Annotated in this window: 14 protein-coding genes; 10 read left to right on the top strand and 4 right to left on the bottom strand. The window is 38.9% G+C overall.

The genetic code is table 11. From position 1 onward, the window contains the following. The coding region (lpdA, locus tag RM529_RS12710; protein ID WP_311485156.1) for a dihydrolipoyl dehydrogenase at nucleotides 1-1,087 on the top strand (1,087 nt) is incomplete at its 5' end. A 318-nt stretch (nucleotides 1,088-1,405) separates the two neighbouring features. On the opposite strand, the gene RM529_RS12705 is transcribed toward lpdA, so the two are convergent. From RM529_RS12705 to RM529_RS12690, 4 genes are all read right to left on the bottom strand, one after another. Continuing rightward, complete coding sequence (locus RM529_RS12705; protein ID WP_311485155.1) at nucleotides 1,406-2,749, bottom strand: DEAD/DEAH box helicase; 1,344 nt, start codon at nucleotides 2,747-2,749, stop codon at nucleotides 1,406-1,408. A 107-nt stretch (nucleotides 2,750-2,856) separates the two neighbouring features. Continuing rightward, nucleotides 2,857-3,135, bottom strand: a complete 279-nt coding sequence (locus tag RM529_RS12700) for a hypothetical protein (RefSeq protein WP_311485154.1) — start codon at nucleotides 3,133-3,135, stop codon at nucleotides 2,857-2,859. A 236-nt stretch (nucleotides 3,136-3,371) separates the two neighbouring features. Further along, nucleotides 3,372-4,010 (bottom strand): alpha/beta hydrolase, encoded by a 639-nt coding sequence (locus RM529_RS12695; protein WP_311485153.1) that lies wholly within the window; start codon nucleotides 4,008-4,010, stop codon nucleotides 3,372-3,374. Nucleotides 4,011-4,021: 11 nt separating this feature from the next. After that, nucleotides 4,022-4,900, bottom strand: a complete 879-nt coding sequence (locus tag RM529_RS12690) for an aldose 1-epimerase family protein (RefSeq protein WP_311485152.1) — start codon at nucleotides 4,898-4,900, stop codon at nucleotides 4,022-4,024. Nucleotides 4,901-5,004: 104 nt separating this feature from the next. On the opposite strand from RM529_RS12690, the gene RM529_RS12685 reads away from it, so the two are divergent. From RM529_RS12685 to RM529_RS12645, 9 genes are all read left to right on the top strand, one after another. Then, nucleotides 5,005-5,541 (top strand): NADPH-dependent FMN reductase, encoded by a 537-nt coding sequence (locus RM529_RS12685; RefSeq protein WP_311485151.1) that lies wholly within the window; start codon nucleotides 5,005-5,007, stop codon nucleotides 5,539-5,541. Between the two features lie 41 nt (nucleotides 5,542-5,582). Beyond that, complete coding sequence (locus RM529_RS12680; protein WP_311485150.1) at nucleotides 5,583-5,810, top strand: DUF433 domain-containing protein; 228 nt, start codon at nucleotides 5,583-5,585, stop codon at nucleotides 5,808-5,810. Then, entirely contained in the window at nucleotides 5,810-6,178 is a 369-nt protein-coding gene (locus RM529_RS12675; RefSeq protein WP_311485149.1) for a DUF5615 family PIN-like protein, read from the top strand. Before RM529_RS12680 ends, RM529_RS12675 begins: the two co-directional genes overlap by 1 nt. An 86-nt stretch (nucleotides 6,179-6,264) precedes the next feature. Continuing rightward, entirely contained in the window at nucleotides 6,265-7,563 is a 1,299-nt protein-coding gene (gene pabB / locus RM529_RS12670) for an aminodeoxychorismate synthase component I (RefSeq protein ID WP_311485148.1), read from the top strand. Between the two features lie 76 nt (nucleotides 7,564-7,639). After that, entirely contained in the window at nucleotides 7,640-8,965 is a 1,326-nt protein-coding gene (tilS, locus tag RM529_RS12665; protein ID WP_311485147.1) for a tRNA lysidine(34) synthetase TilS, read from the top strand. A gap of 69 nt (nucleotides 8,966-9,034) precedes the next feature. After that, complete coding sequence (locus RM529_RS12660) at nucleotides 9,035-10,888, top strand: CocE/NonD family hydrolase (RefSeq protein ID WP_311485146.1); 1,854 nt, start codon at nucleotides 9,035-9,037, stop codon at nucleotides 10,886-10,888. A gap of 6 nt (nucleotides 10,889-10,894) precedes the next feature. After that, nucleotides 10,895-12,715 carry a DUF885 domain-containing protein gene (locus RM529_RS12655; RefSeq protein ID WP_311485145.1) on the top strand — a complete coding sequence of 607 codons (1,821 nt, stop codon included), beginning with the start codon at nucleotides 10,895-10,897 and terminating at the stop codon, nucleotides 12,713-12,715. 11 nt (nucleotides 12,716-12,726) lie between these two features. Then, nucleotides 12,727-13,722: an aldose epimerase family protein gene (locus RM529_RS12650; RefSeq protein ID WP_311485144.1), complete on the top strand. Its 996-nt coding sequence runs from the start codon at nucleotides 12,727-12,729 to the stop codon at nucleotides 13,720-13,722. A gap of 75 nt (nucleotides 13,723-13,797) precedes the next feature. After that, nucleotides 13,798-15,474, top strand: coding sequence for a sodium/sugar symporter (locus tag RM529_RS12645; RefSeq protein WP_311485143.1), 1,677 nt, complete (start codon nucleotides 13,798-13,800; stop codon nucleotides 15,472-15,474). Nucleotides 15,475-15,711 lie beyond the last annotated feature (237 nt).

The following is a 15,711-nucleotide window of genomic DNA, read 5'->3' as shown; positions in this document are numbered from 1 at the left end:
CAAGATTGATGTAATCCAGGGAGTAGGATCTTTTGATGATAAAACTCATATTAAAATAGAAAATGCTGAAGGGGAAACTCAAACCATTGAGGCAAAAAATATAATTATCGCCACAGGTTCCAAGCCTTCAAATTTGCCATTTATCGACCTTGATAAAGAGCGGGTAATCACTTCTACAGAAGCACTTAAGCTGAAGGAAATTCCAAAGCACATGATTGTTATTGGTGGCGGAGTGATTGGTTTGGAACTAGGTCAGGTTTATAAGCGACTTGGTTCTGAAGTTTCTGTGGTTGAATTTATGGATAGTATTATCCCTACTATGGACAGCGCCCTTGCCCGCGAACTTACCAAAGTTCTCAAGAAACAGGGCGTAAAGTTTTATGTGAAGCATAAAGTAAAAGCTGTAGAGCGAAAAGGTGATGAAGTTATCGTAAAAGCTGATGATAAAAAGGATAACGAAGTAGAATTAAAAGGGGATTATTGCCTCGTTTCTGTTGGTCGCCGTCCTTTTACTGATGGGCTTAATGCTGAAGCTGCCGGAGTAGAATTGGATGATAAAGGCCGGGTAAAAGTGAATGATCATTTGCAAACTAATACAGCAAATATTTACGCGATTGGTGATGTGGTGCGCGGTGCAATGTTGGCACACAAGGCAGAGGAGGAGGGAACTTTTGTTGCTGAAACCATTGCCGGCCAAAAACCGCATATCGATTATAATTTAATACCTGGTGTGGTTTATACCTGGCCGGAAGTTGCTGCTGTTGGAAAAACTGAAGAAGAACTGAAGGAAGCAGGAGTGAAGTATAAAGAAGGTAAGTTCCCAATGCGTGCTTTGGGACGTTCCCGGGCCAGCGGGGATATTGACGGATTCGTGAAAATTCTTGCAGATGAAAAAACCGACGAGGTGCTTGGAGTGCACATGATTGGCGCCCGTACTGCCGATCTTATTGCTGAAGCGGTTACGGCGATGGAATTTCGTGCGTCTGCAGAGGATATTTCCAGAATGAGTCATGCGCACCCAACTTTTGCTGAAGCAGTAAAAGAGGCAGCTCTTGCAGCAACAGATAACCGCCCGTTGCATATCTAAGGCGATTGCAAGTAACCTTAATTTATATATAGCCCGGAAGCAGATGTTTCCGGGTTTTTTATTGTGATGGGAGCTACTATAAAAATTTGTAGGAATACTCAAAATTTCCAAATTTTGAATCGCTGAATTTCATACATTTACCTAATAATTCTAAAATTCTTAGAAATCATGGCAAAAGAAAAATCACCTTCAAAAAATTCGGCTAAGAAGGAGCCTGTGCTTAATTTAAAAGAAAAGCGTGCAGCAAAAGCAGCTAAGAAAAAGACCAGAACATAATTTTTATCTGATAAGTTAAAAGGAGGCATTTCGCCTCCTTTTTTACTTCTTCTTTCTCCGGTTCGCGTGCTTATCGCCCCGGGTTTTTGGTTTTTTATACTTTTTCGCAATTTCCCTTCGGTAAGAACCGCCCAGATTTTCCTTTTTATTTTTTTCCTTTTTCTCGTGAAAAGCGGGTCCGGCATTGTCTGCAGATGTGCCGGGATTATTAATTTCAATGGCCCGTGGCCGTTCTTCCGGAATTAATTCTGTAGAAACTTCTACTTTTTCGGGCAAATCGTATTCTGGCACCTGCATATTCATAAGTTGCTCGATACTTTCCAGGCTTTGCTGTTCCTTTTCTGTAGTAAACAAAAAGGAAATTCCCTGCTTTTCTGCACGGCCGGTCCTCCCAATCCTGTGCATATAATTTTCGGGATATGCAGGAGTGTCAAAATTTACAACATGAGAGACATTTTCAATATCAAGTCCGCGGGCCATTACATCTGTAGCGATCAGAATCCGGCAAAATCCGTCACCAAACTGGCGCACACTTCTTAACCTGTAATTCTGGCCTTTGCCGGTATGCACGATCGTAGCTTCTTCCGGAAATTCTTTGTCAATAATTTCAAATAATCTGTCGGCAATACGTTTGTTGTCTAAAAAGATCAATACTTTGCTGAATTTCTCCCTGTCTTGCAGTAAATACTTCAGTAAATTTGCTTTGGTATTAAAATTCGGAATCTTATATCCACGTTGCTCAATATTCTCTAACGGAGTCCCGCTAACAGCAACCGATATTTTTTCCGGAGCTTTAAAATTTGCGTCAATCAGTTTTTCCACAGTTTCCGTCATAGTTGCAGAAAACATAATACTCTGGCGGTTTTGCGGCAATAATTCCAGGATATTGTTGATCTGGAACTTAAACCCAAGATCAAGCATCACATCAACTTCATCTATTACCAGCTTCTGAATAGATTTTAGCAACACCGCCCGCCTTAGAACCAGATCATATAATCTACGCGGAGTAGCGACTAAAATATCCTGCCCCTGTAGCAAATTTTGGTGCTGCGTGTTAATATTTACTCCGCCATAAACTCCGGAAACCCGCAAATTAATATATTTTGCAAGCTTTTCAATCTCTTCCACCACCTGTACTACCAGTTCCCTGGTGGGCACTATAATAAGTATCCTCGGATTCTTTTGTTCCGAATATTTCAGCATTTTTAGGAGCGGGAGGAGGTAGGCAAAGGTTTTTCCGGTTCCCGTTTGCGCAATCCCCACCACATCTTTTCCAGACATAATTGAAGAAAATGCCTGTTCCTGGATTGGAGTTGGCGAATGGAAGTTCAAATCTTCCAGTGCATTGCGTAAGGGTGTATTTAGATTTAGATCCTGAAAAGTCAAAGTGTAGATTTTATTTGCGGCAAAGGTAAGCTATGAGCGGCAAATTAAAAGATAAAACTCTGATGGAAAATAAGATGTATAACAAAGGTTTTTTCCCTCCTGAGATCCTAATATTCAGCCCAATAGGTAAACCACATTATCCATGTAGCATAAAAAACAAATGGACAAATTACAGCATTGGCTAATAATAGTAATGCAAATGATTTCTTTACAAAGTAGAGTAGAAGTCCGATAATTAAATTTATTCCGAATAAAAATAAAACAATTTGTAAAGTTTCAAGGGCAGAACCTAACTCAGGTTTTGTCGAGTAATACCAAAGTCCCATCAGGAACAATTCAACAATAAAAATTCCGATACCAAATTTTACTATTTTATGATGTTCCATGGTTTCCTTTGTTTAATTACATTCTACTTATTACATAGTTTCTGAAGGTAAATTTCCCCACTATCTCTGGAGGATATATCGTTGTTTTTTGAGTTCAGATTTTAAATTTATCTACACCTAATATACTGTAATTATTTAAGTTACTCAATATTAATCGTATAAGCAGCCTTAAATTCTTTTCCTGCTTCCAGTTGTAGAATACTTTTTTAGCCATTATTCGCTGTTACCTATTGGCCTCAGTTATAATTTCCATTTGCCCATTTGATTGTTGGCTCTATCCATTCCTTTAATGGCTTGAACAAAAATCCGTGTCCCATTCCTGTATTTAGTTCAATTTCTTTAAAATGTTTTATTTCGCAACTTGAATTATTTTTTCTTCTTATTGCGGAAACTCCAAATGGGTCGGATTTCTCGTAAATAGTTAAAATGTTTCCACAATAATTTATTTCAGGAATATTCTCAATGTCATTATCCCTAAAACTTGCGATAAATACGAAATTTAACTCTGGGTGTCCTTTTAAAGTTGAAATATATTGAGCGATATATCCACCTTTTGAAGTTCCTACTATAGTTATGTTATTAGGTTTAGTTCCCATTCTTATTAGGCTATCAATCTGGTTTACAATTCCAACTGCGTAATCTCTTGCATTTACGTTCTCGTTTCTTTTCTCGCTGATTACTGTAAATCCATTGTTTGCAAATTCCGCTACAATCTCTTTGTATTCAGTTCGTCCATATTCTGCATGAGATTCATGTAATTGGTGTGTTTCTAAAAATCGGTTGCGAAGGAAGAAAATATATCTGTCATTTTCTCCTTTCTGGATATCAGATAGTGCAGAAGAAACAATGATTCCAATTAGAAAAACTATTTTCATCTATTATCAATTTATTCAACAGCAATCGTATAAGCAGCCTTAAATTCTTTCCCTGCTTCCAGTTGTAGAATACCTTCCTTGGTTTCCAGGTTTTGATCTGTCCCTTCAACATCTGCAATTCCCAGCCAAGGCTCTATGCAAACATAAGGAGCACCCGCTTTTGCCCAAACACCAATATTTTTAAAATCTGAATATTCAACAGTTAAAATGGTACCCGATAATTGGCTTTTTAGAGCCACCTCTTTGGAAGGGATATTTTTGAAAATAAGCGCATCATCATCAAAAAGATGCTCATGTAGCTCGATTTTCTTCTCATTTTGAAGAATTCTCTGTGTTTTCTGGCTCACCAAACCTTCATTATTTAAAATGTGGGTCTCCAAATTCATATTTTGATCAAATTCCAGGTAACAATCCGTATATTTTTCCTCAGTATTGATGGGAGCATTAAAGGCGGGATGTCCTCCAAGGGAGAAAAACATAATTTTGCTATCCAGGTTTGTAATTCTATGAGCAATTTGAAGTTTTTTGCGCTTCAGCTTATAAATAATCTGAAAATTGAACTTAAAAGGATAGCTTTTCAGGCTTTCTTCAGAATAAATCAGTTCAAAAACGAGTTTATCTTCTGTTTTCTCTTTTAACCTGATGTTTTCATTGTGGCGAACCATTCCGTGTTTCGGCATATTATAAGCATTACCTTCATAAAAATATTGTCCGTCCTTTAAAACACCAATTATGGGGAATAAGTTTGGCGCATGGCTGCTCCAGATTTCAGGATCGGCCTGCCATATATGTTCTTTTCCGGTTTCCAGGTTTTTTATGCTGCAAAGTTCAGCTCCTTTTTCGAGTACTGAAATGCTGAGGTGTTCATTCTGAAGAGTATATTTTTTCAAAACTGAAGGTTTTATGTTGCGGAAATAAAGTTACAATCATTATTTCTCTTTTATTCGCAGGACAAGATGTTTTAATTATTTTTGAATTCAGATAAAATCTAAAAATGAAGAAAATCCTCGCTTTTGCCGGTTCTAATAGTAGTACTTCAATCAACCACCGCTTGCTTAAACACATTTCCGAAAGGATCCAGGGGCACGAAGTGAAATTGATTAAACTCACCGAATACGATTTTCCCATGTACAGTGCAGATCTTGAGACGGAAAGGGGAATTCCCATGGATGTGAAAATTGTAAAAAATATAATTGCAGAACATGACGCCCTGATTATTGCTGTTAATGAGCATAATGGAAGTGTTTCCTCTTATTTTAAAAATTGCATCGACTGGCTTTCCCGTGCCGACAGGAATTTCCTGAAGGATAAAAAGATCCTGCTTATTAGTACTTCCAACGGTGCACGTGGCGCTGCAAGTGCCCTGGAATTTACCAGAAGTGTACTTCCCAGGTTTGGCGGGCAGGTAGTGGAAAGCTTCAGTTTCCCGTCGTATGCAGATAATTTTCAGGATAATAAAGTACATAACGAAGTTCTGGACATGGGAATTGAAGATGTTTTAACCACATTTTCTCATGAGTTGGAGAGTTGATGCAAAAAGATGTAAATTTGGTAGAATTGAAATAGAGCGTAATGCATTTACTTAATAAAATTACCAGGGATCCGCAAGTTTGTCATGGCAAACCGTGCATAAGGGGAATGCGATGGCCGGTAGAAGTCATCATCGATATGCTTGGAGCAGGAATGAGTATTGAGCAAATTTTGGAAGATCATCCCGAGTTGGAAAGAGAAGATATTCTTGCTTCTTTACAATATGCAAAACTTTCCCTCTCCGGTCATAATATTGAGGAAGTGGCATAATGAAATTTCTTTTAGATGTCCATATTTCTTATAAAATAGCTAATTATCTAAAATCAAAAGGATTTGAAGCAATCCATGTAAATGAAATTCTTGATAAATGGAATACCAAGGACCAGGATATCTGCTTTTATGCCGACGAAAATGACTTAATCGTAATCACAAAAGATGTTGATTTTAAGAATAGTCATCTTATAGGAAATACTCCCAGAAAATTGGTAAAGGTGAACTTAGGTAATATGGCTACATCAACTTTAATCAAAATTATTTCTCCAAATATGGAAGCAATTGAGCGTTTAGATGTAAAAGGAAAATTTTTGGTAGAATTAGATCTGGATAAGGTGACTTTTATTACAAAAGAAGATAAGTAATATAGATTTCATTGATGAATGCGGGTTTTATCAGGTGTTTTTGAGAACTGCTTTCGTTACCTTTGCACCTTAAATTGAAATCTTAAGTGCGTACGACCAAATCCTTTCCTTTAGATAATCCGGAAAAGTTTAAAAAAGAATTATTCGCCTGGAGCCAGGAGTTTGACGAAATTGCCTGGCTGGACAGCAATAATTATCAACAAGAAAACAGCAATTTTGAAGCAATCCTGGCGGTGCAGGCGTTTACCGCCTTAAAAACCGATTATCACGGCGCTTTTGATCAACTTCAGGAGTACCAGGAAACTACAAAAGACTGGATTTTTGGCTATCTTTCCTACGATCTTAAAAATGATGTGGAGCGGTTAAATTCAAAGAATTTCGACGGACTCCGTTTTCCGGATCTTTACTTTTTTCAGCCTCAAAAAATTTTTCAGGTTAAAGCAGATTCTGTGGAATTTCATTATTTACGCATGGTAGATGACGAAATGGATGAAGATTTTGCAGAAATTCTTGATTTAGAGGAAAGAGGAGAGAGAAAAGAGGAAAGACTGAGAAATCAGGAAATTTTACCACGTATTTCCAAAGAGGAATACCTCGTTAAGATTAATAAAATGCTCTCCCACATCCAGTGGGGAGATATTTATGAAGCTAACTTTTGTCAGGAATTCTATGCCGAAAATTGCCAAATTCAACCGTCGGTAGTTTTTTCAAAGCTCAATGAAATTTCCGGTCCGCCGTTTGCCACTTTTTTAAAGTTGGAGCAGCATTATTTGCTTTGTGCCTCTCCAGAGCGTTATTTAAAGAAAACCGGAAGCAAAATCTTGTCCCAGCCTATTAAAGGAACGGCCAGGAGGGCAGAGAATAAGGAGGAAGACCTTCAGATTAGCGAAGCACTGGCAAAAGATCCTAAGGAAATTTCTGAAAATGTGATGATTGTCGATCTGGTGCGCAACGATTTGTCGAAAATTGCCAAAAAAGGAAGTGTGCAGGTGGAGGAACTTTGTAAAGTTTACAGTTTTAAGCAGGTGCACCAGTTGATTTCAACAATTTCGGCACAACTTGAAAATGGAATACCGGCTGTGGAAATCCTGCGCGCCACCTTCCCGATGGGAAGCATGACCGGGGCTCCAAAAATTTCAGCAATGAAAATTATTGAAGAACTGGAAGAAACCAAACGCGGACTCTACAGCGGTGCTGTGGGATATTTTACACCAAACGGGGATTTCGATTTTAACGTGGTAATACGTAGTATCCTTTACAATGCTGAAGATCGATATTTGTCATTTTCGGTAGGTGGCGCTATTACTGCAAAATCTAATCCTGAAAAGGAATATGAAGAATGCCTGCTCAAAGCAAAGGCGATGCATGATGCCCTGTCTAAATAGAGTTTTATTCAGGAACTGGAAAATTGAGATTTTCGCAGGTGTTAGAAGAGTCGGCTTTTTGTATATTTGAGTACCTATGGAGAAATCTTTTAAAAATACCCTCAAATCCAGGTTTCCTTTTTTATGCGGAAAAAACCTTTTACTGGCAGTAAGCGGGGGGGTAGACAGTGTGGTCCTGGCATATCTCTGTAAAGCTGCAAAACTGGAATTCTCCATAGCGCATTGTAATTTTAATCTTAGGGGAGAAGAAAGTGACGGCGACGAAGATTTTGTAATTGACCTGGCAGATGAGCTTGAAGTTGAAGTTTTTGTGCAGAATTTTGATACTGAAACTTTTGCCGAAGAAGCAAAGATTTCTATTCAAATGGCAGCGCGGGAGTTGCGTTATAGCTGGTTTCAGGAATTGTCCAGTACCTTAAAGTTCGAATATATTCTCACGGCCCATCATGCCAATGATAATCTCGAAACTTTCCTGATCAACCTGGTTCGTGGTACAGGCCTGGAAGGTTTAAGCGGAATTCAGATGGAGAACGACAAAATTGTTCGGCCAATGCTCGATTTTTCACGTAAGGAAATTGAAATTTACGCCCACAAGAACAGCATACAATGGCGGGAAGACAGCAGTAATGCTTCCACAAAATACCTTCGGAATAAAATACGCCATGATGTGGTGCCGGTGCTGGAGGAGTTGAATCCGCAGTTATTACAGGGTTTTTCCCAAACGCAGTCACACCTTAAAGAAAGTGAGGCGCTGGTCGAAGATTACATTAGCCTTATTTATCCCAAGGTGGTGAAAAATGGCAAATTTGGCTATACGCTGGATATTAATTTTCTTAAAAAAGTACCGAATACAAAAGCGATTCTCTATCAGCTCCTGAAGTCTTTTGGCTTTACAGAATGGAGTGATATTCATAATCTTTTGGACGCACAGCCTGGAAAAATCGTTTATTCTGAAGAGTACAGGCTTATAAAAGATCGCGACACCCTTATTTTAACCGAAATAAATAATGCTGAAGAGCAGGTGTATACCATTGCTGAAGGTGAAGATCTACTGATGTTACCTTTTGGAAAAATTTCTTTTCGAACCGTAAAGGAAATTGATGAACAGCGGGAAAATACCAGGATTTTTGTGGCGAAGGAGAAACTTCAGTTTCCGCTGAAGATAAGGAAATGGAAGGTTGGTGATTACTTTTATCCATTCGGGATGAAAGGCAGAAAGAAAATCAGCGATTTCTTTAAAGATAAAAAAATGTCTTTGCCCGAAAAGGAAAATACCTGGCTGTTATGTTCCGGAGAAGAAATTGTATGGGTAATTAACCACCGGGCAGACGATCGCTTTGCAATAACTGCAGATAACCAGGAAATAATAAGAATTTCCTGTTCTTTACAATCCTTTAGCTAAAGCAGAAAAATAAACTTCTTTAGATTAATGAGGTAATTTCTATCTTTAGGGACTTTTAAATTACCTCACATGAAATTAATTAGAACAACTTTATTATTTAACCTACTTTTCCTTGTTGGAATCCAGGCTTTTGCCCAGTTACAGGAAGATTATAGCGTAAAGGACAACTATACAAAAATGGAAGTGGACATCCCGATGAGGGACGGTACAAAGCTGCATACCACCATTTACTCTCCAAAAGATACCTCTACAGAATACCCGATGTTGATGCAGCGCACGCCTTACAGTTCGCGTCCTTATGGAGAAGATCAATTCCGCTCCAAAATTGGCCCCAACGAATATCTTATGCAAGAAGGAAATATTATCGTGTACCAGGATGTTCGCGGCAGGTGGATGAGTGAAGGGGAATATGATAATATGCGCCCCTTTATCCCCAACAAAACCGGAGAACAATTTGATGAAGCCAGCGATACCTACGATACGATAGAATGGCTTATCAATGATGTTGAAAATAATAACGGAAGAGTTGGTACATGGGGAATTTCTTACCCCGGCTTTTATGCTACTTATTCACTTTTAAGCGGACATCCGGCTTTAAAAGCAGCTTCTCCGCAAGCCAGTATCGGCGATTTCTTTTTTGATGATTTCCATCATAACGGCGCCTATTTGCTAAGCTATTGGAGAGCCACCACATTGTTTGGGTATCAGAAAGATGGCCCTACAGATGAAGCATGGTACAGCTTCCCAGAACTGGGTTCTGAAGATCAATACCAGTTTTTCCTGGATGCCGGCCCGTTAAGTAATCTTGATAAATACTACGGAGAAGATAATATTTTCTGGCAACAGTTAAAAGATCATCCAAATTATGATGAATTCTGGCAATCTCGCGGAATTGTGCAGCATATGAAAGATATTAAGCCGGCGGTGATGATCGTGGGCGGACTTTTTGATGCTGAAGATCTTTACGGACCATTCAATATTTATAAAAGTATTGAAGAGCATAGCGATAACTATAACACTATTGTTTTTGGCCCATGGAGCCACGGAGATTGGGCACGAACTACAGAAAGACAAGCTGTTGGAAACGTTTATTTTGGAGACAATATTTCTGATGATTTTCAAAAGAATTACGAAAGAGTATTTTTTAATCATTTTCTTAAAGGGGAAACAAATGGAAATACCGGGCTTCCGGAAGCTCATATTTATGATACCGGGAACAGGGAATGGAATAATTATGAAGCATGGCCACCAAAAGCTGTTCAGAAAAAATCCTTTTATCTTGGTGAAAATGAAAGCTTAACAGATACCCCTTCAGAATCTGAAGAAGAGTTTATTAGCGATCCAAAAAAGCCGGTTTCTTACAACAATGAGATTAAAATGGTTTTTACACCGCGGGAATATATGACCGGCGACCAACGCTTTGCGGTAAGAAGGCCAGATGTCCTTGTTTTTGAGAACGAAGTTTTAGAAGAGGATATGAAGATGGCAGGACCTATTGAAGCTCAGTTCAAGGTTGCCACCACGGGAACTTCGGCAGATTGGGTGGTGAAAGTAATAGATGTTTATCCTCCAGATGCCGAAAATTATGAGGAGACCCCGGCACACCTTAAAATGGGCAATTATCATATGATGGTGCGCAGTGAGGTGATGCGCGGAAGGTTTAGAAATAGCTTTGAAAATCCGGAGCCTTTTGAACCGAATAAAAAAACTGCTGTAAATATTACTTTACAGGATATAAATCATACTTTTAAAAAAGGACATAAACTGCAAATCCAGGTGCAAAGTACATGGTTTCCGTTAATAGATCTTAATCCGCAGACTTATGTTCCCAATATTTTTGAAGCCGAAGAAGAAGACTTTCAGAAGCAAACCCATACCGTTTATGGGGATTCGGCTATAATTTTTTCAGTATTAAACGAATAAAGCTATATGAAATTCAATTATAAAAAAATATTACTACTACTTCTTATTTTCACAGTTATCTCCTGTAAGCAGGAACAAAAAGATGTTTCAGAAGTTGATATTGAGCAGAATTCCGAAGAATTAAACGAATATTTTGAAGAGCAATTTCAGAAGGAAGTGAATGAATCGCCGATGCTACAAACGCGCCTGGGGATAAAAAAAAATTATGGGAAATGGGATGATTTTTCTACAGAGAAATATGCCGCAGACCTTAATCAGGCAAAAACAAGGCTGGATTATATAGACGATATTGATCCACAAAATTTAAATGAAGATGTACGGCTTAGCTATCAGTTGTACAGGCAGCAGCTGGAAAATGAAATTGAAGATTATAATTACAGGTTTTATAGTTATCCGGTCAATCAAATGTTTGGGTACCATTCCCAGTTGCCTGCTTTTCTCATAAATATGCACAGCATAGATTCTATAAGTGATGCTGAAGCCTATATTTTAAGACTGCGGGGATTTCCTGAAGCTTTTAAGGATATTATTGAAAGTCTGAGAATAAGGGAGCAGAACCAGATTATACCGCCACGGTTTGTGTTTGACAAGGTTATAGATGATTCCAGAAATATTATAAGCGGAAGACCATTCGAGAAATCTGCGAATACAAGCACACTGCTCGCCGACTTTAAAATGAAGGTGGAGGCACTGGATATTTCTGAAGAACAAGAACAGCAGCTAATCGCAGATGCCGAAACTGCCCTTTTAGATGAGGTAAAACCTGCCTATACAGAGCTTATTGCTTTTTTGGAAAATCAGCAGAAGCGTGCAACTGCTGAAGCGGGAGTATGGAAATTCCCGAAAGGGGAAGAATTTTATAACAATGTCCTAAAGCGAACAACGACAACAAATTTAACAGCTGAGGAAATCCATGAAATCGGGTTAAATGAAGTTGCGCGCATCCACAGGGAAATGGAGGGAATAATGAAGGAAATTGAATTTGAAGGAAGCCTTCAGGATTTTTTCAATTTTATGAGAACAGATGAGCAATTTTATTACGAAGATACAGAGGAAGGACGGGCAAAATATCTTGCTGATGCCAGGGAAATTATAGACCAGATGCGGGAGAGGCTTCCGGATCTTTTTCTTACACTTCCCGAAGCTGAGATCATAGTGAAAGCGGTGGAACCTTTCAGGGAAAAAAGTGCAGGTAAGGCATTTTATCAGCAGCCTGCTATGGATGGTTCCCGTCCGGGGACATTTTATGCCAATTTGTACGATATAAAAGCCATGCCAACTTATCAACTGGAAGCTTTGGCTTACCACGAGGGTATCCCGGGACACCATATGCAAATTGCTATCGCCCAGGAGCTGGAAGAGGTGCCTAATTTCAGGAAATTCAGTTTTTACACGGCTTATGTAGAAGGCTGGGGACTGTACAGTGAATTGCTTCCGAAGGAAATAGGTTTTTATGAAGATCCATATTCAGATTTTGGCAGGTTAGCCATGGAGCTTTGGAGAGCCGTAAGATTAGTGGTTGATACGGGTATACATGCTCAAAATTGGACAAGGGAAGAAGGCATTGATTTTTATGTGCAAAATACTCCAAATGCCGAAAGTGATGCGGTAAAAATGGTGGAAAGGCATATTGTTATGCCGGGACAGGCAACAGCGTATAAAATTGGAATGAATAAAATTCTGGAATTAAGGGAAAAAGCCAAATCACAATTAGGAGAAAATTTTGATATTAAAAAATTCCATGATGTAGTTTTGCTGAATGGAGCGATACCGCTAAATATCCTGGAACAAAAGGTTGATGACTGGATCGCAGATAACAATAGATAAACTAAGAGCCATTGGAGCATAGTAAGCAAAAGGATCTTAAGCTGATAAAACTTAGGAACAAAAATCAAACTGAACTGGAAATCCTGAATTTCGGAGCTACCCTCTTCAGCCTTAAAATGGATGATTCTTCAGGGAAAAGGGTAAATTTAATTGTTTCTCCTAAGAGGCCTGAAGATTTCCTTACCACCCGTTACAAAGACTGTGAAAAGTTCTTTGGTGCTTCTATAGGCCGCTTTGCCGGACGTATAAACAAAGGAGAGTTTAGTATAGAAAGCGAGAATTATGTACTTCCGCAAAAAAATGGGGTGCATCTACATGGTGGTGATGGCTTTCAGTATAAATTTTGGGAAGTTGAAGAAGAAAATTCAGGAACAAATCCATCGGTAACCTTGTCTTATTTTAGTAAGGATGGAGAAGAGGGATACCCGGGAAATCTCAAAGTACAGGTTAACTATACACTTTCTGAAGATGACACTCTAAGCATCACCTACACTGCGGAGACAGATAAGGAGACCATCATTAATCTTACCAATCACACATACTTCAACTTAAACGGGGAAGGTAGTGTAGGAGATCATTTTTTATTCATTAATGCCGATAAGATTTTGGAGATCGATGATAAAAAATTGCCTACTGGAGATCTCATCAACCTTAGAAAACATCCTAAAAATTTCGGTAAAAATAAATTGATAGGAAATCGGCATTTGGATGACACCTTTGTGCTAAATTCAGACGATCAGGAAGTTTCTGCAAGATTGTTCTCACCAATAACGGGAATTAAAATGGAGATGCGCACTAACCAACATGCTATTATAGCCTATGTTCCGGAGGAATTACCGTCTACTTTAAATTATCAGACCAACATTTCAGAAGAATATCCTTCTATTTGCCTTGAAGCACAAAATTTTCCTGATGCGCCAAATTTCAGGAACTTTCCTTCAAGTAAGTTGGCTCCCGGCGAGAAATATTTAAATGAAATTTCGCTGAGCTTCACAGTAAAGAAATAATTAGCATAAAATTTTAAGCGTAAGTTTTACCTTTAAAATTTAAATTATATATTTAACAAAATATTAAATGTTGATATGGAATTTGAATTACTGGATCAAATCGTTTTCGCAGCGTATGCTTTGCTAATTATAGGTATAGGGCTATGGGTATCCCGAGGAAAAGGAGAATCCTCAGAAGATTACTTTCTTGCCAGTAAATCCTTACCCTGGTGGGCAATAGGTACATCGCTGATAGCTGCGAATATTTCTGCAGAACAATTTATAGGGATGTCCGGTTCAGGGTTCGCAATAGGACTTGCCATAGCATCTTATGAATGGATGGCGGCGATTACACTGCTGGTAGTGGGTAAATTCTTTTTACCCATTTTTATTGAAAAGAAATTATATACTATCCCGGAGTTTGTGGAAGTCAGGTATGGCACGAACCTAAAGACGATATTGGCCATTTTCTGGATCGCACTTTTCATTTTTGTTAACCTTACTTCTGTTCTCTATTTAGGTGCCACAGCTCTTGATACCATCATTGGGGTGGGAGACGGCTCTATATTTATGTATTCTATAGTGGGGCTCGCGCTTTTTGCCGCTGCATATTCTCTGTACGGCGGACTTGCCGCCGTGGCCTGGACAGATGTGGTGCAGGTAGTACTTCTTATTGTGGGTGGTTTGATTACTACCTACATAGGTTTATCCCATGTTGCCGGCGATGGTGGGGTTATTTCAGGAATGGTTTCTGTTTACGAACAGGTACCGGAAAAATTCTACATGATCCTCGAGAAAGGAGAAATTATGACTCCTAATGGAAAGGATGCCTGGTGGGATTTACCCGGATTGGCTGTGCTGCTGGGAGGAATGTGGGTTGCGAATCTGTATTACTGGGGATTTAACCAGTATATCATACAACGTACGCTGGCTGCGAAAAGTCTTCGGGAGTCACAAAAGGGGATTATCCTGGCCGGTTTTTTAAAGCTATTGATCCCTTTGATCGTGGTTATCCCGGGAATTATTGCGTACGTGATGAACACCGGTCCCAACGGTGAAATTTCGTCATCCTTTACCGATCCCTCTTTTATTGCTGAAGGTGGAAGGATAATTAACGACAATGCCTTCCCGTGGCTTATAAAAGAATTTATTCCTGTAGGACTTAAAGGACTTGTTCTTGCTGCTTTGGCCGCGGCGATTGTTTCTTCTATCGCATCTATGCTCAATTCTACAGCAACCATTTTTACAATGGATATTTACAAGCCCTATTTCAACAAAGGGCGTTCTGACAAAAACCTTGTGACAGTAGGAAGGCTTTCTGCTACAATAGCTCTTGTTATAGCCGTAATTCTTGCGCCGCAACTTAAGAACCTGGGCCAGGTATTTCAGTACATTCAGGAATATACCGGTATTGTGAGCCCCGGTATACTGGCAGTTTTTATGCTCGGTTTGTTCTGGAGAAAAACAACCAATAAAGCAGCTATATGGGGTGTGCTGCTATCCATTCCCATTGCGCTGTACTTTAAAGTAGGTCCTAATGGATGGATTGATAGTCCGCTATTTGTAGAGCTTCCCTTTATGCACCAAATGTTTATTACGTGGATATTAACAATGCTTATAATGGTTGGGATAAGTTATGCTGAAACCAACGGTAAAAATCATGAAAAGTCGATTATAATTTCAAGCAAGCTGTTTAAAACGGGACCTGTTTTTAATATTTCCAGTTTTGTAATCCTCCTGATCGTGGCTATGTTATATGCTCTGTTCTGGTAGTCCCGATCAGACCTACAAGGTTTTTGAAACCTTGCAGGAGTATCTAATCCTGCAAGGTCTCTTTTGACCTTGTAGGTTTATTCTTTGGATCCAATTCAAAACTTCAAGAAAAAGCTGAATTTTTACAGCCTTTTGAGTGCTGCTTCAAATTTGTCAATTTTCGACCTGGTATGTTTTGAAAGCTGAAGTTGTTCTAGCTGAGACATGGTTTTAAAATATTGCAGGATTTTTTTGATG

Source organism: Autumnicola edwardsiae, from assembly GCF_031846505.1.
Taxonomy (GTDB): Bacteria; Bacteroidota; Bacteroidia; order Flavobacteriales; family Flavobacteriaceae; genus Autumnicola; species Autumnicola edwardsiae.
Note: the sequence above shows the minus strand (reverse complement) of the source record. Positions and strands in the feature narration are given on the sequence as shown.

Coding starts and splice junctions, on each gene's coding strand:
- RM529_RS12680 (WP_311485150.1), top strand. CDS start 5,583: ATGCATTTACTTAATAAAATTACCAGGGATCCGCAAGTTTGTCATGGC.
- RM529_RS12645 (WP_311485143.1), top strand. CDS start 13,798: ATGGAATTTGAATTACTGGATCAAATCGTTTTCGCAGCGTATGCTTTG.
- RM529_RS12685 (WP_311485151.1), top strand. CDS start 5,005: ATGAAGAAAATCCTCGCTTTTGCCGGTTCTAATAGTAGTACTTCAATC.
- RM529_RS12700 (WP_311485154.1), bottom strand. CDS start 3,135: ATGGAACATCATAAAATAGTAAAATTTGGTATCGGAATTTTTATTGTT.
- RM529_RS12695 (WP_311485153.1), bottom strand. CDS start 4,010: ATGAAAATAGTTTTTCTAATTGGAATCATTGTTTCTTCTGCACTATCT.
- RM529_RS12660 (WP_311485146.1), top strand. CDS start 9,035: ATGAAATTAATTAGAACAACTTTATTATTTAACCTACTTTTCCTTGTT.
- tilS (WP_311485147.1), top strand. CDS start 7,640: ATGGAGAAATCTTTTAAAAATACCCTCAAATCCAGGTTTCCTTTTTTA.
- RM529_RS12675 (WP_311485149.1), top strand. CDS start 5,810: ATGAAATTTCTTTTAGATGTCCATATTTCTTATAAAATAGCTAATTAT.
- RM529_RS12655 (WP_311485145.1), top strand. CDS start 10,895: ATGAAATTCAATTATAAAAAAATATTACTACTACTTCTTATTTTCACA.